The organism is Hydrogenophaga taeniospiralis CCUG 15921, assembly GCF_001592305.1.
Taxonomy (GTDB): domain Bacteria; phylum Pseudomonadota; class Gammaproteobacteria; order Burkholderiales; family Burkholderiaceae_C; genus Hydrogenophaga; species Hydrogenophaga taeniospiralis.
The window spans coordinates 131,053-157,311 of the sequence record NZ_BCWR01000010.1; the positions used below are offsets into that span (position 1 = coordinate 131,053).

22 protein-coding genes are annotated in these 26,259 nt (G+C 67.3%); 11 read left to right on the forward strand and 11 right to left on the reverse strand.

The genetic code is table 11. From position 1 onward, the window contains the following. The first annotated feature begins 4 nt into the window (after nt 1–4). On the forward strand, nt 5–1,060 hold the full coding sequence (locus tag HTA01S_RS13720) for an aromatic ring-hydroxylating oxygenase subunit alpha (protein WP_068172477.1): 1,056 nt from the start codon (nt 5–7) through the stop codon (nt 1,058–1,060). Between the two features lie 166 nt (nt 1,061–1,226). After that, nucleotides 1,227–2,264 (forward strand): adenosine deaminase, encoded by a 1,038-nt coding sequence (locus HTA01S_RS13725; protein WP_084236105.1) that lies wholly within the window; start codon nt 1,227–1,229, stop codon nt 2,262–2,264. Nucleotides 2,265–2,273: 9 nt separating this feature from the next. Here the strand turns inward: HTA01S_RS13725 and HTA01S_RS13730 are convergent, their stop codons facing one another. From HTA01S_RS13730 to HTA01S_RS25550, 3 genes are read right to left on the reverse strand one after another with little or no spacing between them, the layout of a single operon-like run. Beyond that, nucleotides 2,274–2,681: a hypothetical protein gene (locus HTA01S_RS13730; protein WP_068172480.1), complete on the reverse strand. Its 408-nt coding sequence runs from the start codon at nt 2,679–2,681 to the stop codon at nt 2,274–2,276. Further along, nucleotides 2,678–3,232 (reverse strand): TetR/AcrR family transcriptional regulator, encoded by a 555-nt coding sequence (locus HTA01S_RS13735; RefSeq protein ID WP_068172484.1) that lies wholly within the window; start codon nt 3,230–3,232, stop codon nt 2,678–2,680. Before HTA01S_RS13735 ends, HTA01S_RS13730 begins: the two co-directional genes overlap by 4 nt. A 2-nt stretch (nt 3,233–3,234) precedes the next feature. Further along, on the reverse strand, nt 3,235–3,618 hold the full coding sequence (locus HTA01S_RS25550; RefSeq protein ID WP_068172487.1) for a DUF6463 family protein: 384 nt from the start codon (nt 3,616–3,618) through the stop codon (nt 3,235–3,237). A 170-nt stretch (nt 3,619–3,788) separates the two neighbouring features. Here HTA01S_RS25550 and HTA01S_RS13745 point away from each other — a divergent pair, with 170 nt between their 5' ends. After that, a complete protein-coding gene (locus HTA01S_RS13745; RefSeq protein WP_068172490.1) occupies nt 3,789–4,886 on the forward strand; it encodes a BMP family ABC transporter substrate-binding protein in 1,098 nt (365 codons plus the stop codon). A gap of 95 nt (nt 4,887–4,981) precedes the next feature. After that, entirely contained in the window at nt 4,982–6,256 is a 1,275-nt protein-coding gene (guaD, locus tag HTA01S_RS13750; RefSeq protein ID WP_068172788.1) for a guanine deaminase, read from the forward strand. 5 nt (nt 6,257–6,261) lie between these two features. On the opposite strand, the gene HTA01S_RS13755 is transcribed toward guaD, so the two are convergent. The 5 genes from HTA01S_RS13755 to HTA01S_RS13775 all read right to left on the reverse strand — a co-directional run bounded on the left by HTA01S_RS13755 (nt 6,262) and on the right by HTA01S_RS13775 (nt 12,253). Next, on the reverse strand, nt 6,262–7,707 hold the full coding sequence (locus tag HTA01S_RS13755; RefSeq protein WP_084236107.1) for a PAS domain-containing sensor histidine kinase: 1,446 nt from the start codon (nt 7,705–7,707) through the stop codon (nt 6,262–6,264). 41 nt (nt 7,708–7,748) lie between these two features. Continuing rightward, nucleotides 7,749–9,152, reverse strand: coding sequence for an ATP-binding protein (locus tag HTA01S_RS13760; protein WP_068172495.1), 1,404 nt, complete (start codon nt 9,150–9,152; stop codon nt 7,749–7,751). A gap of 72 nt (nt 9,153–9,224) precedes the next feature. Next, nucleotides 9,225–10,226: a cytochrome d ubiquinol oxidase subunit II gene (locus HTA01S_RS13765; RefSeq protein ID WP_068172790.1), complete on the reverse strand. Its 1,002-nt coding sequence runs from the start codon at nt 10,224–10,226 to the stop codon at nt 9,225–9,227. A gap of 20 nt (nt 10,227–10,246) precedes the next feature. Beyond that, nucleotides 10,247–11,614 (reverse strand): cytochrome ubiquinol oxidase subunit I, encoded by a 1,368-nt coding sequence (locus tag HTA01S_RS13770; RefSeq protein WP_068172496.1) that lies wholly within the window; start codon nt 11,612–11,614, stop codon nt 10,247–10,249. A gap of 39 nt (nt 11,615–11,653) precedes the next feature. Then, complete coding sequence (locus tag HTA01S_RS13775; protein WP_068172498.1) at nt 11,654–12,253, reverse strand: GbsR/MarR family transcriptional regulator; 600 nt, start codon at nt 12,251–12,253, stop codon at nt 11,654–11,656. Nucleotides 12,254–12,413: 160 nt separating this feature from the next. Between HTA01S_RS13775 and dcd the strand changes: the two genes are divergently transcribed. The 3 genes from dcd to HTA01S_RS13790 all read left to right on the forward strand — a co-directional run bounded on the left by dcd (nt 12,414) and on the right by HTA01S_RS13790 (nt 15,608). Further along, entirely contained in the window at nt 12,414–12,989 is a 576-nt protein-coding gene (gene dcd / locus HTA01S_RS13780) for a dCTP deaminase (RefSeq protein WP_068172500.1), read from the forward strand. Between the two features lie 109 nt (nt 12,990–13,098). Next, nucleotides 13,099–13,980, forward strand: coding sequence for a KPN_02809 family neutral zinc metallopeptidase (ypfJ, locus tag HTA01S_RS13785; protein ID WP_068172503.1), 882 nt, complete (start codon nt 13,099–13,101; stop codon nt 13,978–13,980). A gap of 158 nt (nt 13,981–14,138) precedes the next feature. Next, the gene (locus HTA01S_RS13790; protein ID WP_068172506.1) at nt 14,139–15,608 is read left to right on the forward strand and encodes a DEAD/DEAH box helicase; all 1,470 of its coding nucleotides are present in this window, start codon (nt 14,139–14,141) and stop codon (nt 15,606–15,608) included. 24 nt (nt 15,609–15,632) lie between these two features. Here the strand turns inward: HTA01S_RS13790 and HTA01S_RS13795 are convergent, their stop codons facing one another. After that, entirely contained in the window at nt 15,633–16,469 is an 837-nt protein-coding gene (locus HTA01S_RS13795; RefSeq protein WP_068172508.1) for a symmetrical bis(5'-nucleosyl)-tetraphosphatase, read from the reverse strand. Between the two features lie 9 nt (nt 16,470–16,478). Between HTA01S_RS13795 and HTA01S_RS13800 the strand changes: the two genes are divergently transcribed. After that, complete coding sequence (locus HTA01S_RS13800) at nt 16,479–17,792, forward strand: hemolysin family protein (protein ID WP_068172512.1); 1,314 nt, start codon at nt 16,479–16,481, stop codon at nt 17,790–17,792. 18 nt (nt 17,793–17,810) lie between these two features. Here the strand turns inward: HTA01S_RS13800 and HTA01S_RS13805 are convergent, their stop codons facing one another. Next, the gene (locus HTA01S_RS13805; RefSeq protein ID WP_068172515.1) at nt 17,811–18,731 is read right to left on the reverse strand and encodes a LysR family transcriptional regulator; all 921 of its coding nucleotides are present in this window, start codon (nt 18,729–18,731) and stop codon (nt 17,811–17,813) included. A 119-nt stretch (nt 18,732–18,850) separates the two neighbouring features. Between HTA01S_RS13805 and HTA01S_RS13810 the strand changes: the two genes are divergently transcribed. From HTA01S_RS13810 to HTA01S_RS13820, 3 genes are all read left to right on the forward strand, one after another. Then, nucleotides 18,851–20,230: a ribulose-bisphosphate carboxylase gene (locus HTA01S_RS13810; protein ID WP_068172517.1), complete on the forward strand. Its 1,380-nt coding sequence runs from the start codon at nt 18,851–18,853 to the stop codon at nt 20,228–20,230. 437 nt (nt 20,231–20,667) lie between these two features. Then, nucleotides 20,668–21,477 (forward strand): CbbQ/NirQ/NorQ/GpvN family protein, encoded by an 810-nt coding sequence (locus tag HTA01S_RS13815; protein ID WP_068172520.1) that lies wholly within the window; start codon nt 20,668–20,670, stop codon nt 21,475–21,477. 14 nt (nt 21,478–21,491) lie between these two features. Beyond that, a complete protein-coding gene (locus tag HTA01S_RS13820) occupies nt 21,492–23,870 on the forward strand; it encodes a nitric oxide reductase activation protein NorD (protein WP_068172521.1) in 2,379 nt (792 codons plus the stop codon). A 13-nt stretch (nt 23,871–23,883) separates the two neighbouring features. Here the strand turns inward: HTA01S_RS13820 and HTA01S_RS13825 are convergent, their stop codons facing one another. Beyond that, nucleotides 23,884–26,247 (reverse strand): ATP-dependent DNA helicase, encoded by a 2,364-nt coding sequence (locus HTA01S_RS13825; RefSeq protein WP_068172525.1) that lies wholly within the window; start codon nt 26,245–26,247, stop codon nt 23,884–23,886. Nucleotides 26,248–26,259: the final 12 nt, after the last annotated feature.

Genomic DNA, 26,259 nt, shown 5'->3' on the forward strand with positions numbered 1-26,259 from the left:
TTCGATGATCGAAAACCAGCTCTGGCACCCCGTGATCGCATCCAACCAGGTGCGTGACACGCCGGTGTCGTGCATCCTGTTGGGCGAGGCGCTGGTGCTGTGGCGCGAGCCGGGCCACGATGGTGCGCCAGGGGCGGTGCATGCCTGGGTCGACCGCTGCCCGCACCGCGGCGCACGCCTCTCGCTCGGCCGGGTGCTCAATCATTTGCACGGCGCGCGGCTGGAGTGCCCGTACCACGGCTGGCAGTTCGGCGGCGATGCGGCGGCCGCGCAGGCGCAGGTGGCCAGCGGGCGCTGTGTGCATGTGCCGGCGGCGCCGGCTTTCGATCCGCCCGCCTCCCATTGCGCCACGGTGTTTGAGGCCACCGAACGCCATGGGCTGGTGTGGGTGCGGCTGGAGCGCCCCGACCGCACCGAGATGCCCGCTGCGCTGGCCGAGCCGCCCGTGTTCGAGCCCTGGAGCGATCCGCTGTGGCGCCAGGTGCTCTGCGGGCCGTACGACGTGAACACCGGCGCGCCGCGCCTGGTGGAGAACTTCCTGGACCTGAGCCATTTCGGGTTCGTGCACGAAGGCTGGCTGGGCGCGCGCAGCCATGCGCAGGTCGAGACCGGCAAGGTGCAGGAGGGGGCCGACGGTGTGGTGGCCGAGGACTGCCGCGCCTGGCAGCCGCGCGCCTACGCGGGCGCCAGCGAGGGCGGCTGGGTGTCCTACCGCTACGCCGTGCCGCACCCGTTCGCCGCCATCCTGCGCAAGGACGGCAGCGTGGGCGACCCGGTGAGCAACGCCATCGCACTGTTCATCCGGCCCGACACGACCGGCTCGTGCACCGCCTGGTTTGCCATGGCCACCCTGGGCGATCTGTCGGACGACGAAGAACTGCGCGCCTTCCAGGACGCGGTGTTCGCCCAGGACCGGCCGGTCGTGGAATCGCAGCTGCCACACGCCCTGCCGATCGGTAGGGACGGCCCCATCGCCGAAGTGCACAGCCCGGCCGACCGCATGTCCAGCGCCTACCGCCGCTACCTCGCGCGCCTGGGTGTGACGTTGGGCGTTTGCTGAGATGAAGCACCCCCGCCGCGCTTCGCGCGACCCCCTCAAGGGGGCGGCACTGGCCGTCCGGCAAAGCCGGTCCGGCGGTGCCCTGGGCTGCACCGTTTCGTGCTTCCGGGTGTTGCTCCGGCACCATGGGACACGGATTTTTTTTCTTGTTGCAAGGAGTCAAGCCATGAAAAACCCCGCTGTTGAACGCGCCGTGGCCCTGGCGCGCGCCATCCCCAAGGCCGAGCTGCACATCCACATCGAAGGCTCGCTGGAGCCCGAACTCATCTTCGCCCTGGCCCAGCGCAACGGGGTGGCGCTGCCCTACGCCAGCGTGGAAGCGCTGCGCGCGGCTTACGCCTTCACCGATCTGCAGAGCTTTCTGGACATCTACTACGCGGGCGCCAGCGTGCTGTTGAAGGAGGCCGACTTCTACGACATGGCCTGGGCCTATTTCCTGCGGGCCAAGGCCGACCACGTGATCCGCGCCGAGCTCTTCTTCGACCCGCAGACCCACACCGCACGTGGCGTGCCCATGGCCACGGTGATCCAGGGCCTCGCGCGCGCCTGTGCCGACGCCCGGGAAAAGCTGGGCATCAGCGCCGCGCTGATCCTGTGTTTCCTGCGCCACCTGAGCGAAGAGGACGCCGCGGCCACGCTCGAAGCCGCCTTGCCCTACCGCGAGCACTTCATCGGCGTGGGCCTGGATTCGAGCGAGGTCGGCCACCCGCCCGAGAAGTTCATCCACGTCTTCGCGCGCTGCCGCGAATTGGGCCTGCGCGTGGTGGCGCATGCGGGCGAGGAGGGCCCGCCCGACTACATCTGGGAGGCGCTGGAGCTGCTGCAGGCCGAGCGCATCGACCACGGTGTGCGCTGCCTGGAAGACCCGGTGCTGGTGGCCGAGCTGGCGCGCCGGCGCACACCGCTGACGGTGTGCCCACTGTCCAACCTGAAGCTCTGCGTGGTGGACGATCTGGCCGATCACCCCATGAAGCAGTTGCTCGACGCGGGCCTGTGCGCCACCGTCAACTCCGACGATCCGGCCTATTTCGGCGGCTACCTGAACGACAACTTCGAGCAGACCGTGCGCGCGCTCGCGCTGACCGAGGCCGAGGTGATCACGCTGGCGAAAAACAGTTTTGAGGCGAGCTTCGTGAGCGACGCCGAGCGCGCTGCCCTGCTCGATGCGCTGGACCGGTCGGTGGGGCAAGCGGCGCTGGCCTGAACGGGCCTGCTAGGCCGTGGCGCGCAGCGCCCAGAAATGGACCAGCGCGTACAGGCCGCAGACCAGTGATGACCCCAGCATAAAGGGGGTGCGCATCGTCGCGATCCAGGGTGCCAGCCCCAGCACAGCAACGGCTCGAAGGGCATAGACACCGGTGATCGCCCACACCACCTCGCGGCGCCACGGCAGCGCTTCGCAGCACCCGTCCAGCGACAGCGTGTAGAGCGCAAAGCCTGCCAGCGCCAAGGCGATGCCCGCCGTGATCAACGCGGGCCCGGGGTGGCCTTGCTCGGCCTGCTGCGCCATCCGCTCCCCGGCGCCAAAGAACCGGTACCAGCCCGGGCCGCCAGCGATGATGGCGATGTGCAGGGCCGCGGCCAGAAAGTCCAGCCCAGCGGCCCATGCCGAAGCGGTCATGGCGGCGTCCCCTGGGTTGGGAGCAGCAGCGTGCACAGGGAGTGATCCATCTGTACCGCGTCCTCGGGCGTGACCAGGGTCGGCAGGTGCTGGATGCCGATCAGTTGCGCGTAGCCCATCCTGGCCGCCAGACGGGCCTGGGCCGGCGCCAACCCCATGCCTTGGGCAAGGTCCGTCAGGTAGGCGATGCGCTGGGCGTCGACGGCCTGCACCGTGGCGGCCACCTCGGGATGGCTGTTGCCCCATGCCCGCAAGGCCACTTCGGGCCTCATGTCCTTGCTGAACACCAACTGGCTCAGGCGCTCGCTGCGCAGGTGCGGGTTGTCGAGCCCGGCCACCGCGTCGATGAGCTGCTGCGTGTAGGTGTTTTTCCAGTGGGCGAGCAGGGCGCTCACGTAGGCGGGCTGGCTGGCGAAGTGGTGATAGAACGACCCCTTGGTCACGCCCAGCGCGTGGCACAGGGTGTCGATCCGGAGTTGCTGCGGACCGCCATCGCCGACCAGATGCAGGCCCTTTTCCAGCCAGTCGTTGCGGGTGAGGGGCGGGGCCATGTTCAGGCGGGGCTCTGGGGCTGGCGGGGCGGCCAGGCCATGCGCAGGCCCAGCGCAATAAACAGCCAGGCGCCCGAGACGGGCAGCACATAGGCCACGAGCAGTCCCATGAGCAACAGCGCCCAGCCCAATGGGGGCGCGACTGTGCCCACACGGTCCAGCCATTGCTGCATCAACCAGCCCAGCAGCACCCATGAAACGCCCGCCACCTGGAACCACAGGGCGGCGAACCGGTCCATGTGCATCACGTCCGGCCGCTCAATGCTGTGCCACCAGCCGGCTTCGCTCCACGCCGCCAGGATGCCCCAGCTCAACAGCAGGCCGATCGCGCAATGGATCACGCCAATGGCCACGAGCAGCCAGCCACCACGTCGGTATGCCCACATGAAAAACCTCCGGTTCAATGGGTTTGGGATGGCAAAACATACCATACCAAATGGTATGTTTCAAGAATGTGAACTCCACAAAACGGCCGCGCATTACAATTCAACCCCAGCGAGCCGGTGCTTCCCCGGCTCGCTTTTTTTGTCCTTCGGAAGCCATGTAGAGGAACACCATGTACAAAAACCTCGTGGCCCGGCGCGTCTGCGTCCTGGCGGCCGCCAGTTTTTTCATCCCTTTTTCAACCCACGCCCAGACGCCCGCCCCGGCGCCGCTGAAGGCCGCCTTCGTGTACGTGGCGCCGCTCACCGAGGCCGGCTGGGTGCGCCAGCACGAGCAGGGGCGCCTGGCGGTGCAGGCCGCTCTGGGCAGCCGGGTGGAGACCCGGTTTGTCGAGAACGTGCCCGAAGGCCCGGACGCCGAACGGGTGATCCGCGACCTCGCGCAGCAGGGTCACAAGATCATCTTCACACCCAGCTTCGGCTACATGGAGCCCACGCTGAAGGTGGCGCGCGAGTTCCCGGACGTGAAGTTCGAGTCGATCACCGGCTACAAGACCGCGCCCAACGTCGCCACGGCCAACGCGCGCTACTACGAGGGCCGCTACCTGGCCGGCGTGGCAGCGGGGCGCATGGCCACGCAGGCCGGCTACATCGCCGGTTTTCCGATCCCCGAGGTGGTGCAGGGCATCAACGCCTTCGCGCTCGGCATGCGCTCGGTGAATCCGGCGGCCACGGTGCGTGTGGTGTTTCTCGGCGAGTGGTTCAACCCGCCGCGCGAGCGCGACGCCGCCATGACGCTCATGAACCAGGGCGCCGAGGTGCTGGCCTTCCACACCGGCTCCACCGCCGTCATGAGTGCGGCGCAGGAGCGCGGCAAACTGGCCGTGGCCTACCACTCCGACATGCGCAAGTTCGCGCCCGACGCGCAGATCGCCGCCGTCACCCACCTCTGGGGCGAGTACTACACGCGCCGCGTCAAGGCCGTGCTGGATGGCGGCTGGAAGAGTGGCAGCGTCTGGGGCGGTGTGAAGGACGGCATGATCCGCGTCGACGCCTTCGGCAGCAAGGTGCCCGCCGCCGTGCGCGAGGAAGTGGCGGCGCGCCAGGCCGACATGGCCGCCGGCCAACTGCACGCCTTCGCCGCCACCCAGGGGGACGTGCGCGACAACGAGGGCCGGGTGGTGATTCCGGCGGGCAAGACGCTCGGTGACCCCGAGATCCTGAACATGAACTGGCTGGTCGAGGGCGTGCAGGGCAAGCTGGCGCGCTGAGAGATCGCTGAAAGAGCGCTGCAGTCCCGCATCCGCATGGGTCCTATGGGCCTGGCGGTATGGCGGCGGCGCCGGAGCCCGGTAAGCTAATGCCCATGAAAGCCTACCGCGCCGCCATCCTTCGTTTTTCCGACGACCACACCCCGATCCACGACGCCGACGGGCTGCTGGTGACGGGGCCGGACGCCGGTGGCCGGCGCGTGGTGCATGCCGTGGGCGACCACCGGTCGCTGGTCGGCGCGTTCGCGGGCGTGCCGGTGGAAGACCTGCGCGGGCGCCTCATCGCCCCCGGCTTTGTGGACATGCATATCCACTACCCGCAGCTCGATGTGATCGGCGCGCCGGCCGACGGGCTGCTGCCCTGGCTGGAGAACTACACCTTCCCGCACGAATCCCGGTTCTTCGACCCGACCCACGCCAGCGAAGTGGCGGGTTTTTTCCTGGACGAACTGCAGCGCCACGGCGTGACCACCGCGCTGACCTTCGCCACCTCGCACCCCGCGTCGGTCAACGCCATCTTCGAGCAGGCGCGCCTGCGCGGGCTGCGCTTCATCACCGGCAAGGTGCTGCAGGACCGCCACAGCCCCGACGGCGTGCGCGACGACACCGAGCAGAGCTTGATCGACACCGAGGCGCTGATCCAGCGCTGGCACGGCGTGGACCGGCTGGGCTACGCGATCACACCCCGTTTCGCGCCCACCAGCTCGCCCGAGCAGTTGCGCGGTGCGGGCGAACTGGCCGCAAAGTACCCGCAGGTGTGGATCCAGTCGCACGTGGCGGAAAACCTGGACGAGGTGCGCTGGGCGGCCGAGCTGTTCCCGCATTCGCGCAGCTACCTGGGCGTGTACGGCGACCACGGCCTGCTGCGCGAACGCGCCATCTACGCCCACTGCATCCACTTCGACGCGGCCGACCGCGCGCTCATGGCACAGACCGGTGCGGCCGCGGCCGTGAGCCCCACGAGCAACCTGTTTCTGGGCAGCGGCTTCTTCGACTTCGCCGCGGCCGACGCGGCCGGCATGCGCTATGGCCTGGCCAGCGACGTGGGCGGCGGCACCAGCTTCTCGCCGTTCCACACCATGCTCGCGGCCTACTACGTGGGCCGCGAGGGCCACACCAAGACCGGCATGAGCCTCACCCCGGGCCAGCTCTGGTGGCAGCACACGGCGGGCGCGGCGCAGGCACTGGGCCTGGCCGGCCTGGTGGGCAACCTGCAGCCCGGCGCCGAGGCCGACTTCGTGGTGCTCAACCCCCAGGCCACGCCGCTGCTGGCGCGCAAGACCGCTCAGGCGAACAGCCTGGACGAGCTGCTGTTTGCGCTGATCGTGCTGGGCGACGACCGGGTGATCGAGCGAACCGTCGTTTCCTAGGCCGTTTAGCGCGCGGGTGCGACGGGAATCTCCAGGATGAACGAGGCCCCTTGTCCGGGTCCGTCGCTGTGGGCATGCAGGCTGCCCCCCATTTCCTGGGCGGCCAGCACGCAGCTGTGCAGACCAAAACCGTGCCCGTTCTTGCGCGTGGTGAAACCATGGGAGAACACGCGCGTCAGGTTCTCCGGCGCAATGCCTTCGCCGTTGTCCGTCACCGTGATGCGCAGCACACTCCCTTCCACGCCTTCCAGCAAAGCCGCATCCAATGTGATGAGCGGTCGCCTGTCGGAAACACCGTGCAATGCCTGTTTGGCGTTGCTGATCAGGTTCACCAGCACCTGCAGCACGCGGTGCCGATCCAGCAAGAGCGCGGGCAGGGCCACGTGGCTCTTGTCCACCTCCACTTTGTGGCGTGTCAGTGCATCCGCATGCATGCGCAACGCGTCGTCCAGCAGCTCGTTCACCTGTGCGGATTCAACGACACGCGGGGCGCCAGCGTAGGACTGCTGGGTGGCGATGACCTGTTTGATATGGTCCACGCTGCTGCACAGCGCGCCGAGTTCCGTTGCCATGGCTTCGTGTTCGACCTCCAGAGCACGGGCCAGTTCGCGCAGGTAGGTGGGTAGCAGCTTGCCCTTGGCGTCCTGCGTCAGGAACTCGCCCAGATCCCCGGCATGCGCATCCATCAGGCCGACGGCGCGCGTGAGCCCCTTGAGCTTGGATGTCCGCAACTGGGCGGCCATCAGGTCGGCCGACACGTTGACGCTGTTGAGCACGTTGCCCACGTTGTGCAGCACGTTGGTGGCGATCTCGGCCATGCCCGCCAGGCGTGCCGTGGTGAGCAACTGGGCTTGAACCTCTTCGATTCTTCGCTCGGCTTCCTTCAACTCGGAAATGTTCTTCGATGTCCCAAAGGTCCCGATCAGCTGGCCGTTCCTGTCCCGCCAGGGGCCTTTGGTGGTGAGGTACCAGACCACGCGTCCATCCGGGTGAACGGTTTTTTCGCTCTTCTCGATGATGGGTTTTCCGGTGCGGATGATCTCCTTTTCATCGTTGGAGAATTCGCCCGCCCGATCCTCGCCATAGATGTCGGCATCGGTCTTGCCGATCACGTATTTTTCAAACGCTTCCACACTGGCGAAATGCGCGGGGAATGCATCTTCACCAATGTCCGGGTGCGCCGCACGGTAGCGACTGATCGCCAGTCGCCGGAGGTTCTGAATTTCCGAGCGGCTGGCCTTGACCAGGCGCGAGTCCAGATCCTTGAAGAAGATGGAATCCGGGGAGTTTTCCATCAGCGTGCCGAGCAGATCCTGCTCGTTGATCTGAATCGCTTCTGTCGGCCCTCCCGTCTTTGGCGTTGCCGCCTCGGAATCGGCGTTGTGACGCGATGGCGGGGTGTGCTGCACTTCAGGCATGCGGTCCGTGTCTTGGCTGGATGGTGCTTTCATGGGGCGCCTTGCATGAAACGGACTTCAGAGGGTGGGCCGGCTTACGCTGGTGTCTGCCGAATGGGCAAGGTCACGCGGAACGTGGTGCCCTGATCGACCACACTGTCCACGTCAATGCGTCCATTGTGTTTTTGCACGATGCCGTAGGACAGCGACAGCCCCAGCCCTGTGCCCTTGCCGATGGGCTTGGTGGTGAAGAAGGGCTCGAAAATGCGTTTGAGCGTTTCGGGGGGCATGCCAGAGCCCGTGTCGCCCACCTCCAGCCACACGTGCTCCCCTTCGGTTCCCGTGCGAATGGTGATGCAGCCCCGCTGTTCGCCCATCGCGTGGGCCGCGTTGACGACCAGGTTCATGACCACCTGGTTGATCTGGGAAGCCAGGCATTCGATAGGGGGAATGGCACCGTACGCCTTCACCAGATCGGCCCGGTACTTGATTTCGCTGGCCACGATGTTCAGCGTCGAATCGATGCCCTTGTGCAGATCGGTCCATTCCCATTCCTGCTTCGAGTCCACGTGGGAGAAGTCCTTCAGGTCCTGAACGATCTGGCGCACCCGAACGATGCCTTGCTTGGATTCCCGCATGAGCACCGGAATGTCTTCTTTCAGGAAATCCAGTTCCACACGTTCGCGCAGTGCCCGCAAGCCCCTGGCCACTTCGGGTTCGTGAACGCTGGCTTCGGCCCGTTCATAGGCGGTGAGCAGCTCGAACAATTGCTCGATGTAGCCCTCCAGCGTGCCGAAGTTTGAAAAGATGTAGCCGATCGGGTTGTTGATCTCGTGCGCCACACCGGCGGCCAGTTGGCCGATGGAAGCGAGTTTTTCCGACTGGACCAACTGCCCTTCCAGATGCTTGCGCTCACCGATCTCGTTTTGAAGCGCTTCGTTGACGGTGCGCAGTTCGCGGGTGCGTTCCGCCACCGCGTCTTCCAGCCGCGTGCGTTGCGCAGCCGCATCCTGCGTCATTTGCCATTTGGTGGTGAGCGCCGAAGCCAGCTGGGCCACCTCGATTGCGTCAAAGGGCTTCTTCAGGATGAGCAGGCGGTCGCGCACGTCGAGCTGCGCCAGTATCTCGTCCCATGAGCTGTCGGCATAGGCCGTGCAAATGACCACTTGCAAGCGCGGGTCGCTGCGCCACAGATGCTCGATGGTCTGCACGCCATCCCAGCCCGGCGGCATGCGCATGTCGACGAAGGCCATGGCGTAGGGCCGGTTGTCATTGAGGGAGGCTTCCACCTTGGCCAGCGCTTCCTGCCCCTGGTAGGCAGAATCGAGCTCAAAGGCGATGAGGGCGGACGCCGGGTCCTCATCGCCAAACAGGGCCGCTTCCACAGCGCTGAGTTCCTCGTGCTCCGGTGCCTGCGGCACGAGGATCTTTCGAAAGTCCTCATGGATGGCCGGCATGTCATCCACCAACAGGATGCGACGGTTCTGCGGTGCCTTCATCCCTGATCCTCCGAGGTGTTGACCGATTTCCTCGGAATTATTAAAGCAGATTTTCGTCGGAGGGACAGGCACTCAGTTGTAGGTGAGCGCACGGGCCTTGCCCCAGAAGACCCGGTACATGTAGATCGTGTAGACGATGATCATGGGCAGTGTGATGGCCACGCCGACGAAGATGACCGTGAGCGAGCCGGTGGAGATGGCGGCTTCCCACACCGTCATGCGACCGATCACGATGTCCGGATAGATGCTGTAGGCCAGGCCGAAGAAGGCGAGCACGAAGATCAGCACGGTGGATGCGAACACCACCCAGCCGTGGCCCGCCCTCACCACGCCGGGGTGGGTCACCACCCAGCGGACCGCGAAAAAGGCCGCTGCGCAGCTCAGCGGAATCGGCGCCAGTGCGAACACCTCGGGCACGCCAAACCACTTGTCCACCACCGCCGGGTTCACCAGGGGCGTGGCAGCCGAGATGGCCACCAGGGCCGCGCCCACCGGCCACAACACGCGCCGCGCCCAGCGCACCGCGTGCGCCTGCAGATCGCCCTCGGTCTTCATGATCAACCAGCCCGCGCCGAGCAGGACGTAGGCCGCCGGCAGCGTGAACGCGATGCCCAGGCTGAATGCCAGACCCAGCCGGCCGTTGTCGAAGCCCGTGATGTAGCTGCCCAGCATCCAGCCCTGCGAGGCACTGGCCAGCAGCGAGCCCATGAAGAAGGCGCGGTTCCAGAACGGCAGGTAGCGTGGGGGCGCCTTGACGCGGAAATCGAACGCCACGCCACGCAGGATCAGGCCGATCAGCATCAGCGCCACCGGCAGGTACAGCGCCTGCAGCACCAGGCCATGCGCCATCGGGAAGGCCACCAGCAACACGCCCACGCCCAGCACCAGCCAGGTTTCGTTGGCGTCCCAGAAGGGGCCGATGCTGGAGATCATGGTGTCCTTCTGTTCCTGGCTGGTGGCCAGCGGCAGCAGCAGGCCCACGCCCAGGTCGTAGCCGTCGAGCACCACGTAGGCGAGCAAGGACAGGCCCATCACGGCGAGGAAGATGAGGGGGAGCATCTCGGCCCAGGTCATGTTCATGGTGTGTTGTCTGTTTAAACGCCAGCCTTGCCGAGCTCGGCGCCGCGGGGTGCTTCGGGGGCATGTTTGACCGGGTGTTCGGCCATGTACTTGAGCACGCCCACGTAGGTGATGAGCAGCAGGCCATACACGATGAGGTAGGCGGCCAGGGTGGAAGCGATCATCGACGAGGGCAGGCTGGTGGCCACATCGGCGGTGCGCAGGTGACCGTAGACCACGAAGGGCTGGCGGCCGATCTCGGTGACGTACCACCCGGCGAGCGTGGCCAGCCATCCCGAGAAGGTCATGGCAGCGAGCACGTAGAGCGCGGGTCGCGGCAACACGGACTTGTCCACCGCGGTGGGACCGCGCCTGCGCCAGAGCTGCCACGCCGAGGCCCAGGCCACCAGCAGCATCAGCGTGCCCACACCCACCATCACGCGGAAGGCCCAGAAGATCGGCGCCACGGGCGGGTGCGCGCCGGGGAATGCGTTGAGGCCCTGGAGCTCGGCGTCCATGTCGTGCGCGAGGATCAGGCTGGCCATCTTGGGAAGCTTCACGGCATAGTGCGTGGTGCCCGCCGCTTCGTCCGGCATGCCGAACAGCGTGAGCGGCGCGCTTTTCTCTGTGTGCCAGAGGCCCTCCAGCGCGGCGATCTTGGCCGGCTGGTGCTCCAGGGTGTTCAGGCCATGCAGGTCGCCGGCCAGGAACTGCAAGGGCATGGCGACCGAGGCCGCGATCACGGCCGTGCGCAAGGCCTTGTGCGTGCCACCCGTGGCACTGCCCTTGATGAGCTGCCAGGCGCACAGGCCGGCGATCAGGAACGAAGCGGTGAGCGTGGAGGCCAGCAGCTTGTGCGCGAGGCGGTAGGGGAAGGAGGGGTTGAACACCACCGCGAACCAGTCGACCGGCAGGAACTTGCCATCGACGATCTCGAAACCCGCGGGCGTCTGCATCCACGAGTTCAGGCTCAGGATCCAGAAGGCCGACAGGGTGGTGCCAAAGGCGACGAGAAAGGTGGCGATCAGGTGCACGCGCGCGCTCACCCGTCCCCGGCCGAACAGCATGATGCCCAGGAAGCTGGCCTCGAGGAAAAACGCGGTCAGCACCTCGTAACCCAGCAAGGGGCCGGAAATGTTCCCGGTCTTCTCCATGAAGCCGGGCCAGTTGGTGCCGAACTGGAAGCTCATGACCACGCCCGAGACCACACCGAGCGCGAACGACAGTGCAAACACCTTGGTCCAGAAGTAGTAGGCCTCCTCCCAGGCCGGGTCGCGCGTCTGGATGTGGCGGATCCGGAAATACAGCAGGAACCAGCCCAGCGCGATCGTGATGGTCGGGAACAGGATGTGAAAGCTGATGTTGGCGGCGAACTGGATTCGCGACAGGATCAAGGCGTCCATGGGGGTTCCTGGTGATGGGGGCGTGGCGAAAACGGGCCGTCAGGCGGCGTCGGACGGCTTGTCGGCGCGGGCTGGGCGGGCGGCACCCTTGCCGGTGAGCCGGTCCTTGAGTTCGAGCACGCGGGTCACGGTCGCGCCCATGCCCATGAGCTGCAGGGCGGTCTCGGGGGCCAGCTTCTGCACGTCGTCGAACCAGGTCATGAGCCGGTCGATCAGGTCGTGCATGTCGCGCATGCGGGCCTGGGCGTGGCGTTCGGCGTCGGTCGAGGGCGTCTCCAGCAGGGCCGTGCGCAGCATCGACAGCGTGGGCTCGATCTCGCGGCGGCGGCGCTCTTCGGCCAGCACGCGGAAGATCTCCCACACATCGGCCGGCGCTTCGAAATACTCGCGCCGGTCACCCGGCTGGTGGCGCAAGCGCACCAGGCGCCAGGACTGCAGTTCCTTGAGGCCCATGCTGACGTTGGAGCGCGAGAACTCCAACTGCTCGGCGATCTCGTCGGCGTTGAGCGCCCGGGGCGAGATGAAGATCAGCGCGTAGATCTGGCCCACGGTGCGGTTGATGCCCCATTTGCTGCCCATCTCGCCAAAGTGGGCAACGAATTCGCGGTTCAGTGGGGGAAGGTGGTCTTGCAGCGGCATGGGTGGGAGTCTAGGTGGCTGTGTCTGAATTTTCAGGAAGTTCTGAAATTACATGAATGACAGCAGGGTCAATCGGTGGCCAGGGCGGGGCTACGCCCCGGGTGCGGTGTGCCCGGGTGCCTACAATCGGACGCAACAACACCGCCCGGAGAACGCACGCATGAGCATCAAAAGCGACAAATGGATCCGCCGCATGGCCGAGCAGCACGGCATGATCGATCCCTTCGAACCGGGCCAGATCCGCCAGGACGCCGCCGGCCACAAGATCGTGAGCTACGGCACCAGCAGCTACGGCTACGACATCCGCTGCGCGCCCGAATTCAAGGTCTTCACCAACATCCACAGCACCGTGGTGGACCCGAAGAACTTCGATGAAAACAGCTTTGTGGACATCAACAAGGACGTCTGCATCATTCCGCCCAACAGCTTTGCGCTGGCGCGCACCATCGAGTACTTCCGTATCCCGCGCAACGTGCTCACCATCTGCCTGGGCAAGAGCACCTACGCCCGCTGCGGCATCATCGTCAACGTGACCCCCTTCGAGCCCGAGTGGGAAGGGTATGTGACGCTGGAGTTTTCCAACACCACGCCGCTGCCGGCCAAGATCTACGCGGGCGAAGGCTGCGCCCAGGTGCTGTTCTTCGAGAGCGACAAGGACGACGTCTGCGAAACCAGCTACAAGGACCGTGGCGGCAAGTACCAGGGCCAGGTCGGTGTGACGCTGCCCAAGACCTGAAACCTTCGCACCCCTCGCGATGCAAGCGCTGCCCCATGGCAGCGCTTTTTTGTTGATGGGCTTTGCATAATGGGTCTGGCTGTGTCGCCAGACCCGAGGAGTACGTGCCATGAAATGGGAAAACAACCGCCAGTCGGACCAGGTGGAAGACCGCCGCGCCTCGTCGGGCGGTGGCCGCCGCACTGGCGGACGGAACATCGGCCTGGGGACCATCGTGGTGGCGCTGATCGCCGGCTGGATCTTCGGTATCAACCCGATGACCATCCTCGGCTTCCTGGGCGGAACGGGCGAGCTCGCACCGACGCAGACGCAGAACGCGCCCGCATCGGCCCCGGCGGGCCAACCGACCGACGAAATGGGCCAGTTCGTGGCCGCCGTGCTGGGTGGCACGGAGGACGCCTGGATGACCGTGTTTCAGCAGAGCGGCTCGCAGTACCAGAAGCCCCGCCTGGTGTTGTTCCGCGGCGCCGTGCCCACGGCCTGCGGCACCGGCCAGTCCGCCATGGGCCCGTTCTATTGCCCGGGTGACCAAAAGGTCTACATCGACCTGAGCTTCTACGACACACTCAAACGCCAGCTCGGCGCGCCCGGCGACTTCGCCCAGGCTTACGTGATCGCGCATGAGGTCGGCCACCACGTGCAGAACCTGCTCGGCACCACCGACAAGATGGAGCAGGCGCGCGGGCGCGTCAGCCAGCGCGAATACAACGCGCTGTCCGTGCGGCTTGAATTGCAGGCCGACTGTTTTGCCGGCATCTGGGCCAACCACAACCACAAGAGCAAGGCCATCCTGGAGCCGGGCGATGTGGAGGAAGCGCTGAATGCGGCCGCCGCGATCGGCGACGACGCCCTGCAGCGCCAGAGCCAGGGGCAGGTGGTGCCCGACAGCTTCACCCACGGCACCAGCGAACAGCGCCAGCGCTGGTTCAACACCGGTCTGCAGAGCGGCAGCGTGGCCGCCTGCGACACCTTCAGCGCGCGGCAGCTCTGACGCCCCCGCGCGCCGCCGCGGCGCGCCGCTTGGTCGAAAAGCGGTCAAAGTGAGACAATACCCGGCTATCGAGTCGTCCGCCGGGCCGCCCCAAGAACGACTGCACCCCCCAGGGGGGCCTGGCTCCGCCAGGGTTGGGGGCCCTTATCTGTACCGCAATGACGCAATCCTTTTCCCAACTCTCCCTCTCACCCTCGCTGGAGCGAGCCGTGGCCGAAATGGGCTACGAGAACATGACGCCGATCCAGGCGCAGGCCATCCCCGTGGTGCTGCAGGGACGTGACGTGATGGGCGCGGCCCAGACTGGCACCGGCAAGACCGCCGCCTTCACGCTGCCGCTGCTGCAGCGCATGATGAAGCACGACAACACCTCCACCTCGCCCGCGCGCCACCCCGTGCGAGCCCTGGTGCTGTTGCCCACGCGCGAACTGGCCGACCAGGTGGCCGAGCAGGTCAAGCTCTACGCCAAGTACACCAACCTGCGCAGCACCGTGGTGTTCGGTGGCATGGACATGAAACCGCAGACCGCCGAGCTGAAGAAGGGCGTGGAAGTGCTGGTGGCCACGCCGGGGCGTCTGCTGGACCACATCGAAGCCAAGAACTGCGTGTTGAACCAGGTCGAATACGTGGTGCTCGACGAGGCCGACCGCATGCTCGACATCGGCTTCCTGCCCGATCTGCAGCGCATCCTGAGCTACCTGCCCAAGCAGCGCACCACGCTGCTGTTCTCGGCCACCTTCTCGCCCGAGATCAAGCGCCTGGCCAACAGCTACCTGCAGGACCCGGTGACCATCGAGGTGGCGCGCTCCAACGCCACCGCCTCCACCGTGGAACAGCATTTCTACCGGGTCGACGACGACGACAAGCGCGGCACGCTCAAGCAGATCCTGCGCGAGCGCGGCCTGAAGCAGGCTTTCGTGTTCGTCAACAGCAAGCTGGGCTGTGCCCGTCTGGCGCGTTCGCTGGAGCGCGAGGGCCTGAACACCACGGCCCTGCACGGCGACAAGAGCCAGGACGAGCGCCTCAAGGCGCTCGAAGCCTTCAAGAGCGGCGCGGTGGACCTGCTGGTGTGTACCGATGTGGCCGCGCGCGGCCTGGACATCAAGGACGTGCCCGCGGTGTTCAACTTCGACATCCCGTTCAACGCCGAAGACTACGTGCACCGCATCGGCCGCACCGGCCGCGCCGGTGCCTCAGGTCTGGCCGTGTCCTTCGTCAGCGCACGCGACGCGCGCCTGATGGGCGATCTGGAAAAACTGCTGGGCAAGAAGCTGGAACTCGAAGCGCTGGAGCTGGAGGCAGACAAACGCCCGGCCGGCCGCTTCAACGACGGCCAGCGCGCCTGGCAGCAGCCCGAAGGCGACGAAGCACGCCGCGAAAGCCGCTCGCCGCGCGAGCCCCGATCTGGTGGCCGCTACGAATCGGGCAGCCGCCCCGTGCGCGCACCCCGCGCTCCGGCCGATCCGCTGTTCGACAAGCCCTACGAGCCCAGCGCGCCCAGCGACGCCCCGCCATCGTGGGAAGTGTCGCAACGGCCCGCGGTGCGCAGCGGCTCGCCCAACATCAAGACCCGCAAGAAGGTGCCGGCGCTGTTCAAGAGCGCCCCGGCCCCCACGCAGGACAACTGAGGGGCTGTCCCCCGCGTCGGTGTTTCAGTCCTTGCCGGGTTTGCGCGCCTGGGCGCAGCGCACGGCGATGCGCTCGACGCGGCCCGCCGCGCCCAGCATGCGCGCCGCGGTGAGACAACCACCCCACACACAACCCGTGTCCAGCGGCAGCAGGTCGTCGCGCCGCACCGTGCCCAGCGTGGACCAGTGCCCGAACGCCACCGGCACGCCGGCCGTGCGCCGTCCGGGCACGTCGAACCAGGGCATGAAGCCCGCGGGGGCGCTGTCCGCGCTGTCCTTGGTGTCGAACTCCATCACCCCTTGTGCCGTGCAAAAGCGCAGGCGTGTGAGCGCGTTGACGATCACGCGCAGCCGCTGCGGCCCCTGCAGTGCGTCGCTCCAGAGGTCGGGCCGATTGCCATACATTTCCTTGAGGAACACCGTCCAGTCCGGGCTGCGCAGCACCGACTGCAGCTCCTGCGCCAGCGCCAGCGTCTGCGCCACGTCCCACTGCGGCAGCACACCGGCGTGCACCATCAGCCAGCCGTGTTCGAACAGCGCCATGGGCCGTGCCCGCAGCCAGTCGAGCAGGGCGTCGCGGTCGGGCGCGTGCAGCACGTCGCCCACGGTGTCGCTGCGGTGGGGTTTGCGCACGCCGTGCGCCACGGCAAGCAGGTGCAGGTCGTGGTTACCCAGCAGGCAATGCGCCGAGCCTTCGAGCGCCATCAGCCGGCGCATCACCGCCAGCGACCCGGGCCCGCGGTTGACCAGATCCCCCAGCAGGTACAGCGTGTCGCGGCTGGGTGAAAAACCGATTTCGTCGAGCAGGCGGCCCAGGGCGTCGTCGCAGCCCTGCACGTCACCGATCATGTAAAGTGCCATTCGCCGATTATGGACATCCTCATCATTGTTTTCCTCACGCTGCTCAATGGCGCTTTCGCCATGTCCGAGTTGGCGCTGGCTTCCAGCAAGAAGGCGCGTCTGGCGGCCATGGCGGAGTCCGGCGACAAGGGCGCACAGACCGCCTTGAAGCTGCTGGAGGACCCGACGCAGTTCCTGTCGTCGGTGCAGGTCGGCATCACCTCCATCGGCATGCTCAACGGCATCGTGGGCGAGGCGGCCTTCAGCGCCGGCCTGGCGGCCTGGCTGCAGGGTCTGGGGCTGACCGAGGCCACGGCCGGCATCACCGCCACCGCCGTGGTGGTGGTGGTGATCACCTTCATCACCATTGTGTTTGGTGAACTGGTGCCCAAGCGCATCGGCCAGCTCTATCCCGAAACCGTCTCGCGCTGGGTCTCGCGGCCCATGGCCTGGGTGGCGCGCATCGCGCGTCCGTTCGTGCTGCTGCTGTCGGTGACCACGCAGGGCACCTTGAAGCTGCTGCGCATCGACACCAACGCGGTGCAGCACGTGACCGAGGAAGAAATCAACGCCAGCCTGGTGGAGGGGGTGGACGCCGGCATCATCGAAGAACACGAGCACCAGATGGTGCGCAACGTGTTCCTGCTCGACGACCGCCAGCTCACCTCGATCATGGTGCCGCACTCCGAGATCCAGTGGCTGAGTGCCCAGGACACCATCGACGAGGCGGTGCAGAAGGCCTGGATCACCGGCCACTCCTGGTACCCGGTGTGCCGCGGCGGGCTGGAGGATGTGGTGGGGGTGATCCACCTGCCGCGCATGCTGGCGCTGCAGGCCGAGGGCCACAACGAGGTGCTGATGCGCCACGTGCAGCCGGCCGTGTTCGTGCCCGAAACCCTCAGCGGCATGGAGCTGCTGGAGCAGTTCCGCGAACGCTCCACGCGCATGGTGTTCGTGGTGGACGAATACGGCGTGGTGCAGGGCCTGCTGACCCCGTTGGACATGCTCGAAGCGATCACCGGCGAACTCTCGCCCCACGAGGCCGTGGATGCCTGGGCCACGCAACGCGAAGACGGCGCCTGGCTGGTCGATGGCGCCATGCCGGTGGCCGAGCTCAAGGCGCGGCTGGATATCGGGGAACTGCCCGACGAGGACAAGGGCCGCTACAACACCGTGGCCGGCTTGATGCAGACCGTGCAAGGCGATCTGCTGGAACAGCACCAGCACGTGGACTGCGTGGGCTGGCGCTTCGAGGTGCTGGTGCTCGATGGCCGGCGCATCGATCAGGTCCTGATCTCGCGCCTGCCCGAGGACGAGGAAGCGCTGGCCGAAGAGGCCCGCTGAGCGGTCGCCCGGGCCGGCTCAGGTGGTGGGTTGGGCGGGGCCGGTGGGCCGGTGCTCGAACAGCCAGTCCTTGAACGCCAGCGCCGCGGCCGACAGCCGCTTGCCGCGCGGGTAGACCACGTGCCAGCGGCGGATCAATGGAAAGCCCACCACGTCCAGCATCACCAGCTCGCCCAGCGCGAGTTCGGAGACCACCGTGGTCGATGACAGCACCGCCAACCCCAGGCCGCCGGCCACGGTCTGCTTGATGGCTTCGTTGCTGCCCACTTCGAGCCGGTTCTTCAGCGTCACACCCTGGCTGGCGAAGAACTTCTCGGCGGTCAGCCGCGTGCCCGAGCCCGGCTCGCGCAGGATGAAGGGCTCGCTGGCGAGCCGCTTGGGCGCGATCTTCTTTTTGCCCACCAGGGGGTGGTCGGGCGGCGCCACCAGCACCAGCGGGTTGTCTGCGAAGTTCTCGCTGACCACGTCCATGCTCTCGGGCGGCTGGCCCATGATGTAGAGGTCGTCCTGGTTGGCGGCCAGGCGCTGCAGCAGGTTTTCGCGGTTGCCCACCAGCATGGCCACCTCGATGCCGGGGTGTGCCGCGCAGAAGCCGCCCAGCAGCTTGGGCACGGTGTATTTCACGGTGGTGAGGATGGCGAGCTTGAGGCTGCCGCGCTCCACGCCCTGCAGCGCGGCCAGGTCTTCCGACAGGCGTTCCATGCGGGTCTCGATGTCGTGGCAGGCATCGGCCAGGGTCTGGCCGGCGGCGGTGAGAAAGATCTTCTTGCCCAGTTGCTCGAACAGCGGCTGGCCCACGGTTTCCGACAGCTGCTTGACCTGCAGCGACAGCGTGGGCGGCGACAGGTGCAGCGCTTCGGCGGCGCGCGCGAAGCTGCCGTGGCGCGCCACCGCGTGAAAGATGCGTAGCTGGTGCAGGGTGGCGTGGCGCAGTTGCATAGCGTGCCCTTTCGATTGATTGATAAAAATCTACCGTAACAGTCTAAACATTTTACTTTTACTTATTCGTTTGCGGACCAACAATCACGTCCATCAACAGCCCCTTATGGAGACGATTCATGGACCAAAGCAACCGCTACGCCGACCTCAGCCTGAAAGAAGCCGACCTGATCGCCGGCGGCAAACACGTCCTCGTGGCCTACAAGATGAAGCCCAAGGCCGGTCACGGCTACCTGGAGGCCGCAGCCCACTTCGCGGCCGAGTCGTCCACCGGCACCAACGTCGAAGTGAGCACCACCGATGACTTCACCAAGGGCGTGGACGCGCTGGTGTACTACATCGACGAAGCCACGGAAGACATGCGCATCGCCTACCCGATGGACCTGTTCGACCGCAACATCACCGACGGCCGCATGATGATGGTCTCCATCCTCACGCTGGTGATCGGCAACAACCAGGGCATGGGCGACATCCAGCACGCCAAGATCCACGACATCTACTTCCCCGAGCGTGCGATCCAGCTGTTTGACGGCCCGAGCAAGGACATTTCGGACATGTGGCGCGTGCTGGGCCGCCCGATCAAGGACGGTGGCTACATCGCCGGCACCATCATCAAGCCCAAGCTGGGCCTGCGCCCCGAGCCGTTCGCGGCCGCGGCGTATCAGTTCTGGCTGGGAGGCGACTTCATCAAGAACGACGAGCCCCAGGGCAACCAGGTGTTCTGCCCGCTGAAGAAGGTGTTGCCGCTGGTGTACGACGCGATGAAGCGTGCCCAGGACGAAACCGGTGAGGCCAAGCTGTTCTCGATGAACATCACCGCCGACGACCACTACGAAATGCTGGCCCGTGCCGATTTCGCGCTGGAAACCTTCGGCCCCGATGCCGACAAGCTGGCCTTCCTGGTGGACGGTTTCGTGGGTGGCCCGGGCATGATCACCACCGCCCGCCGCCAGTACCCAGGCCAGTACCTGCACTACCACCGTGCCGGCCACGGCATGATCACCAGCCCCAGCGCCAAGCGCGGCTACACGGCCTTCGTGCTGGCCAAGATCGCGCGCCTGCAAGGCGCTTCGGGCATCCACGTGGGGACCATGGGCTACGGCAAGATGGAAGGCGAGAACTCGGACAAGAACATCGCCTACATGATCGAGCGCGACGAGGCGCAAGGCCCGGTCTACTACCAGAAGTGGTACGGCATGAAGCCCACCACCCCGATCATCTCGGGCGGCATGAACGCGCTGCGCCTGCCGGGTTTCTTTGAAAACCTGGGCCACGGCAACGTGATCAACACCTCGGGTGGCGGCTCCTACGGCCACATCGATTCGCCGGCCGCCGGTGCCATTTCGCTGCGCCAGTCCTACGAGTGCTGGAAGTCGGGCGCGGACCCGATCGAGTTCGCGAAGGAACACAAGGAGTTCGCGCGGGCCTTTGCCTCGTTTCCTGGGGATGCGGACAAGCTGTACCCCGGCTGGCGCGAGAAATTGGGCAGTCATAAATGACCCCCCTGCGCCGCTGACGCGGCTTCCCCCCGGTGGGGGGACGCACCTGGTGGCCCGGCGAAGCCGGTTCCACGGGTGCCCTGGTCGGAAGTCACGCGCGCCGCTGGGGCTGCTTCGGAATCGGGGCCACTGGGCGCACTGCGACGCTCGTGTCCCCCGCCGGCCTGCGGCCGGCTCCTCCTTTACCTCGCTTTGCAGTACACCCAGTGGCCCCGATTCCGAAGCAGCGTAGGCGTGCCGAGGCGAAAACAGAGGATCGGAGCCCAGGTGCTGGCGTTTGGAGCGCTGGGTGTCCGACGCAGCGAAGTAAAGGAGGAGGGGCGGGCGCAGCCCGACCCGGGGGACATGAGCGTAGTTGGATGCCCAGTGCTCCAAACGCGGAGCGAAGTGCCTTCATCACGGATCCCAGCAAGGACACAGTCAATCGGAGACCAGAGATGACCACCGACTACCGCATCACCCAAGAACCCTACTACCAGCCGCAGAGCAACGAGGTCGCGCTGTACGAAGCCGCCTACGCCGCGCGCCTGCCGATCATGCTCAAAGGCCCCACCGGCTGTGGCAAATCGCGCTTCGTCGAATACATGGCCTGGAAGCTCAAGCGGCCGCTCATCACCGTCGCCTGCAACGAAGACATGACCGCCTCCGACCTCGTGGGCCGCTACCTGCTCGAAGCCGGCGGCACGCGCTGGCTCGACGGCCCGCTCACCCATGCCGCGCGCATCGGCGCCATCTGCTACCTCGACGAAATCGTCGAAGCACGCCAGGACACCACGGTGGTGATCCACCCGCTTACCGACCATCGCCGCACCCTGCCGCTGGACAAGAAGGGCGAGCAGGTGCGCGCCCACCCGGACTTCCAGCTCGTCATCTCCTACAACCCCGGCTACCAGAACCTCATGAAGGACCTGAAGCCCTCCACCAAACAGCGCTTCGCCGCCTTCGATTTCGACTACCCGCCACCCGGGCAAGAAGCGCGCATCGTGGCCAGCGAAACCGGCATCGACGTGGCGCTGGCCGAACGGCTGGTGAAGATCGCCGTCGCCGCGCGCAACCTCAAGGGCCACGGTCTGGTCGAAGGCATCTCCACCCGCCTCATGGTCTACGCCGCCACGCTCATGCAGCACGGCGTGGCGCCGCGCGACGCCTGCCGCATGGCGCTGGTGCGGCCCATCACCGACGACGCCGACATCCGTGAGACGCTGGACCACGCCATCGACGCCGTGTTCGAGACCGTGCCGGCCTGAGCTCCGCCGACGCCATGACCGCCACCGAAACCGCGAGCTTCCTGGAACGCCTGCCCGCGTGGCGCGCCCGGCTCGACACGCGTTTCCCCGAGGTGGACCCGGTGTTCGAGGCCTGCCTCGTGGATGCGGTGCGCGTGCTCAGCCCCGAGGGGCTGGACGCCTACCTCGATTACGCGCGCACCCTCGGCAAGCTGGGCCGCGGCGTGGAGCCGATGCTGATCTTCCTGGCCGAGTGGCCGCAGGTGGCGCGCTCGCTCGGCGAAGACGCGCTGCCCGCCATCGCGGCCACCATCCACACGCTCTACAAGTCGCCCAACGGCAAGGCCATCGCGCCGTTCCTGCAGAGCCTGGCGGCGGTGGCGAGGCGACTGAGTCGTTCGCCGGGCCGCCCCAGGAACGACGGCACCCCCTCGGCGGGCCTGGCGCAGCCAGGGTTGGGGGCTTTGTCCTCGCGCGAACCGTTCCAGCGCTACCTGAGCCTCTCGCTCGACTTCATGGAGCGCACCACCGGCTCCATCCACGGCCACCACCAGACCTTTGCCAGCCCCGGCCTGCCGCTGTTCTTCGAGCGCGCGCCGCAGCTGCTGGGCCTGCTCAGCGTGGGCGGACTGCAGCGCTGGGTGGAGTACGGCATCCGCAACCACCAGCACCACCCCGAACACCAGCGCGACTACTTCGCCCTGCGCTCGGCCGACGCCCGGGCCGTGCTGCAGCGCGAGCGCCGCGGCACCCTGCTGGCCGACCACAGCCGAGTGCTCGACCTGTACCTGCAGGCCCTGTGGCAGCAAGAGGCGCTGCTCGTGCCCTACGCCACGACCCACCTGGGCGATGCCGCCGCGCCGGATGCGTCGGTGCCGCTGCGGCCTTACTTCGACGACCTGGGCATGCGCCTGCCCGACGTGCTCGACGACCGCGACGGCGTGCGCGGCATCGACCGCTACCGCGCCGCGCTCGCCCACATGGCCGGCCACCGCCGCTGGAGCCAGCCGCAGGTGGCCGACAACTGGAGCCCGTTCCAGCGCCTGGCGGTGGAAACCTTCGAAGACGCGCGCATCGACACCCTGCTGCTGCGCGAATACCCCGGCCTGCGCGCCACGCTGCTGCGCCTGCACCCGCACCCGACCGAGGGCGCCTGCGACCCGGCCACGCACTCGTGCCTGCGCCACCGCCTGGCCATGCTCTCGCGCGCCATGCTTGATGCGCAGCACGGCTACACCGACCCGGACCTGCTTCACTTCTGCCAGCGTTTCCACCAGGCGCTGGCCGCAAGCGAGTCGAGCACGCAAGAGATGGCCAGCCTCGCGCTCTCGTGCGTGGCGCGTATCCGCCGCCAGAGCGACCAGCAGCCGAATGTGTTCTTCACCGACACCGAGGTGGACTACCGCGACGACAACCGCCACCTCTGGATCTACATCGAGGCCGGTGACGAAGAAGAGAGCTTCGAGCCGCCACCCCAGAGCGAAACCCCACCCGACGTGGCCGGCCTGCCGCCACGCCACTACCCCGAGTGGGACTACCAGAGCCAGACCTGGCGGCCCGACTGGGTGAGCCTCTACGAGCGCCTGCAACCCGGCGGCAACCCCGCCCACATCCACGCCATCCTGGCGCGCCACGCCGGGCTGGCCAAGCAGCTCAAGCGCCTGCTCGATCTGCTCAAGCCGCAGGACAAGGTTCGCATCCGTTTTCAGGAAGAGGGCAGCGAGCTGGACCTGGACGTGGCGATCCGTTCCTGGGTCGATGTCCAGAGCGGCGCCGCGCCCGACCCCCGCATCAACATGAGCCGCCGCACCGACGGGCGCGACATCGCGGTGCTGCTGTTGCTCGACCTGTCGCAGTCACTCAACGAGCCGGTGTCATTGGGGTCTTCGGGTGGGAGCCAGCAGACCGTGCTCGACCTCAGCCGCGAAGCCGTCACCCTGCTGGCCTGGGCCATCGAGCAACTGGGCGATCCTTTCGCCATCGCGGGCTTCCATTCCAACACCCGGCACGACGTGCGCTACCAGCACATCAAGGGGTTCGGGGAGCGCTTCGATGACGACGTGAAGGGCCGCCTGGCGGGCATCGAAGCGGGCTGGTCCACCCGCATGGGCGCGGCCCTGCGCCACGCCGGCCACTACCTGGGCGCGCGCCAGACGGACAAGAAGCTGCTGCTGATCCTCACCGACGGCCAGCCCAGCGACATCGACACGCCCGACGAACGCACCCTGATCGAAGACGCCCGCGAAGCCGTGCGCGAACTCGGCCAGGACGGCATCTACACCCACTGCATCAGCCTCGACCCTAAGGCCGACGCCTACGTGGGCGATATCTTCGGCGGGCGCCACACCGTGATCGACAACGTGCAGCGCCTGCCCGAGCGGTTGCCGCAGCTGTTCATGGCGCTCACGCGTTGAACGACCGAATGGCTCACCGGGCTTGCGGTTCGCCACTGCGGACATGCCACCACGCCGGCAGCAGCCGCCGCACCTCGGCGCGGGCGTAGCGGTCGTCGAGCAGCCAGACCGTGCCGTGGTCTTGCTCGCTGCGGATCACGCGGCCCGCGGCCTGCACCACCTTCTGCACGCCGGGGAACAGGTAGGTGTAGTCGTAGCCGCGGCCGAACTTCGCCTGCAGCCGGGCCTTGAGCTGTTCGTTCACCGGGTTCACCTGCGGCAGGCCGAGCGTGGCGATGAAGGCACCGATGAGCCGGCGCCCGGGCAGGTCGATGCCTTCCCCGAACGCACCGCCGAGCACCGCAAAACCGATGCCCTGGCCGCTGTCGGTGAAGCGGGCGATGAAGGCCTCGCGCTCGGGCTCACCCATGCCGCGCGACTGCGCCCAGACCGGGATGGCCGGGTGGCGCTGCTGCAGCCGGTCGAGCGCCTGCGCCAGGTAGTCGAAGCTGCTGAAAAACGCGAGGTAGTTGCCGGGCTCGGCCGCGAACTGCGCGGCCATGGTGTCGGCCATGGGCGTGAGCGAAGCCAGCCGGTCGGTCCAGCGGGTGGAGATGTGCGGCGCCACGCGCACCGCGAGCTGTTCGCCGGCAAACGGCGAGGGCACGTTCACGCGCAGGGTGTCGGCCGGCAGGCCCAGCAGGTCGGCCACGTAGTCCATGGGCGCGAGCGTGGCCGAGAACAGCGTGGCGCCGCGCACGGCGCTCCAGCGGTCCTGCAGCAGCGGGCCAGGCACGAGGTTGCGCAGGCTGATCAGCGGTTGCGCCATGCGAGTGCCGGGGGCAGGGTGGGGCGTGCGGGTGAGGTCGCAGAGGCTGTGCTCGCCGTGCAGCTCGGCCACGCGCTGGAAGTGCAGCGCATCGAAGAACCAGGCCTGCAGCGGGCCGCCCGCGGCGTCTTGCGGGTGCAGCGCCAAGTGGTCGCCGATCTCGCCGCAGAGCTGTTGCAGCGCGGCGTTGAACGCGCCCGGGGGCTCGGGCAGCACGGTGTATTCACTCTCCTGTTCCCGCGCCAGCGCGTTCCACTGGCGGTGCAGCCGGTCGAGGCCTTTTTTCAGCGCGGCCGGCGCGTTGCGGCGCAGTGCCTGGAAGGCGGCAGGGTCGAGCTGGGCGCTGTACATGGCGCGGGCGCGTTCGATCAGGTTGTGCGCCTCGTCCACCAGCAGCGCGGTCTGCCAGCCGTGTTCGAGCGTGAGGCCGTGCCAGTGGGCGCCGAGGTCGAAGAAGTGGTTCACATCGCCCACGGCCACATCGCTCCAGCGCAGCATCTCCTGCCCCAGGTAGTAGGGGCACACGCTGTGTTCCAACGCGAGTTCGCGCAGCGCGGTCTTGTCCAGCCAGCCGGCCTGCGCCGCGGCGGCACGGGCCGCGGGCAGGCGGTCGTAGAAGCCGCGCGCGAGTGGGCAGGACTCGCCGTGGCAGGCCTTGTCCGGGTGTTCGCAGGCCTTGTCGCGCGCCACGCGTTCGAGCACGCGCAGCGGCAGCACCGGGCGCGCGGGCGCTTGGCTGGCGGCGCCGAGCCGCGCCAGCGCGTCCAGCGCGAGCTGGCGGCCGGTGGTGCGCGCGGTCAGGTAGAAGAGCTTGTCCAGCCCCTGCGCGGGCGCGGCCTTGAGCGCGGCGAACAGCGTGGCCGCCGTCTTGCCGATGCCGGTGGGCGCCTGCGCCATGAGCACGCGGCCGGCCGCGTGGGCGCGGTAGACGGCCTCGGCCAGCGCCCGCTGGCCGGCGCGGAATTCGGGAAAGGGAAAGACCAAGGCGCGCAAGGCGGCGTCGCGCGCGCTGCGGTGCGCCCGCTCCTGCCGGGCCCAGCCGCTGTAGCGTTCGCACAGGTCTTCGAAGTGCGCGCGCAGGGTGCTGGCGTTCTGGGTTTCCGAGAGCGGCGTTTCCTGGCCGGTGTCGATGTTGAAGTAAATCAATACCAGCTCGATGCGCTCCAGCCCGAGCTGTTCGCACAGCATCCAGCCGTAGACCCGGGCCTGCGCCCAGTGCAGGGCGCGCGCGTTGTCCGCGATCACCGCGGCGTCGCCGCGGTGGGTCTTGATCTCTTCCAGACGCTGCGCGCTGGCGTCCCAGCCGTCCGCCCGGCCCTGCACGCGCAGACCGCGCCACTGGCTGGCCAGCGGCACCTCGCGCTGGTAACCCGCGCCGCGCCGCGACGTCACCTCGCCATGGCCGGCCACGCCTTCGCTGCCGGAAGGCGAGGGCGTGAAGCGCAGATCCAGGTCGCCGCGGCGCGCCGCGAAATCGCACAGCGTGCGCACCGCCACGGCGCCCAGCGGAGCGTCGGCGGCGGCTTCGTCAACCAGTCGGGGCGTGGCGGTGTTCTCGGTCGGGCTCATCTTGTGAGGGGC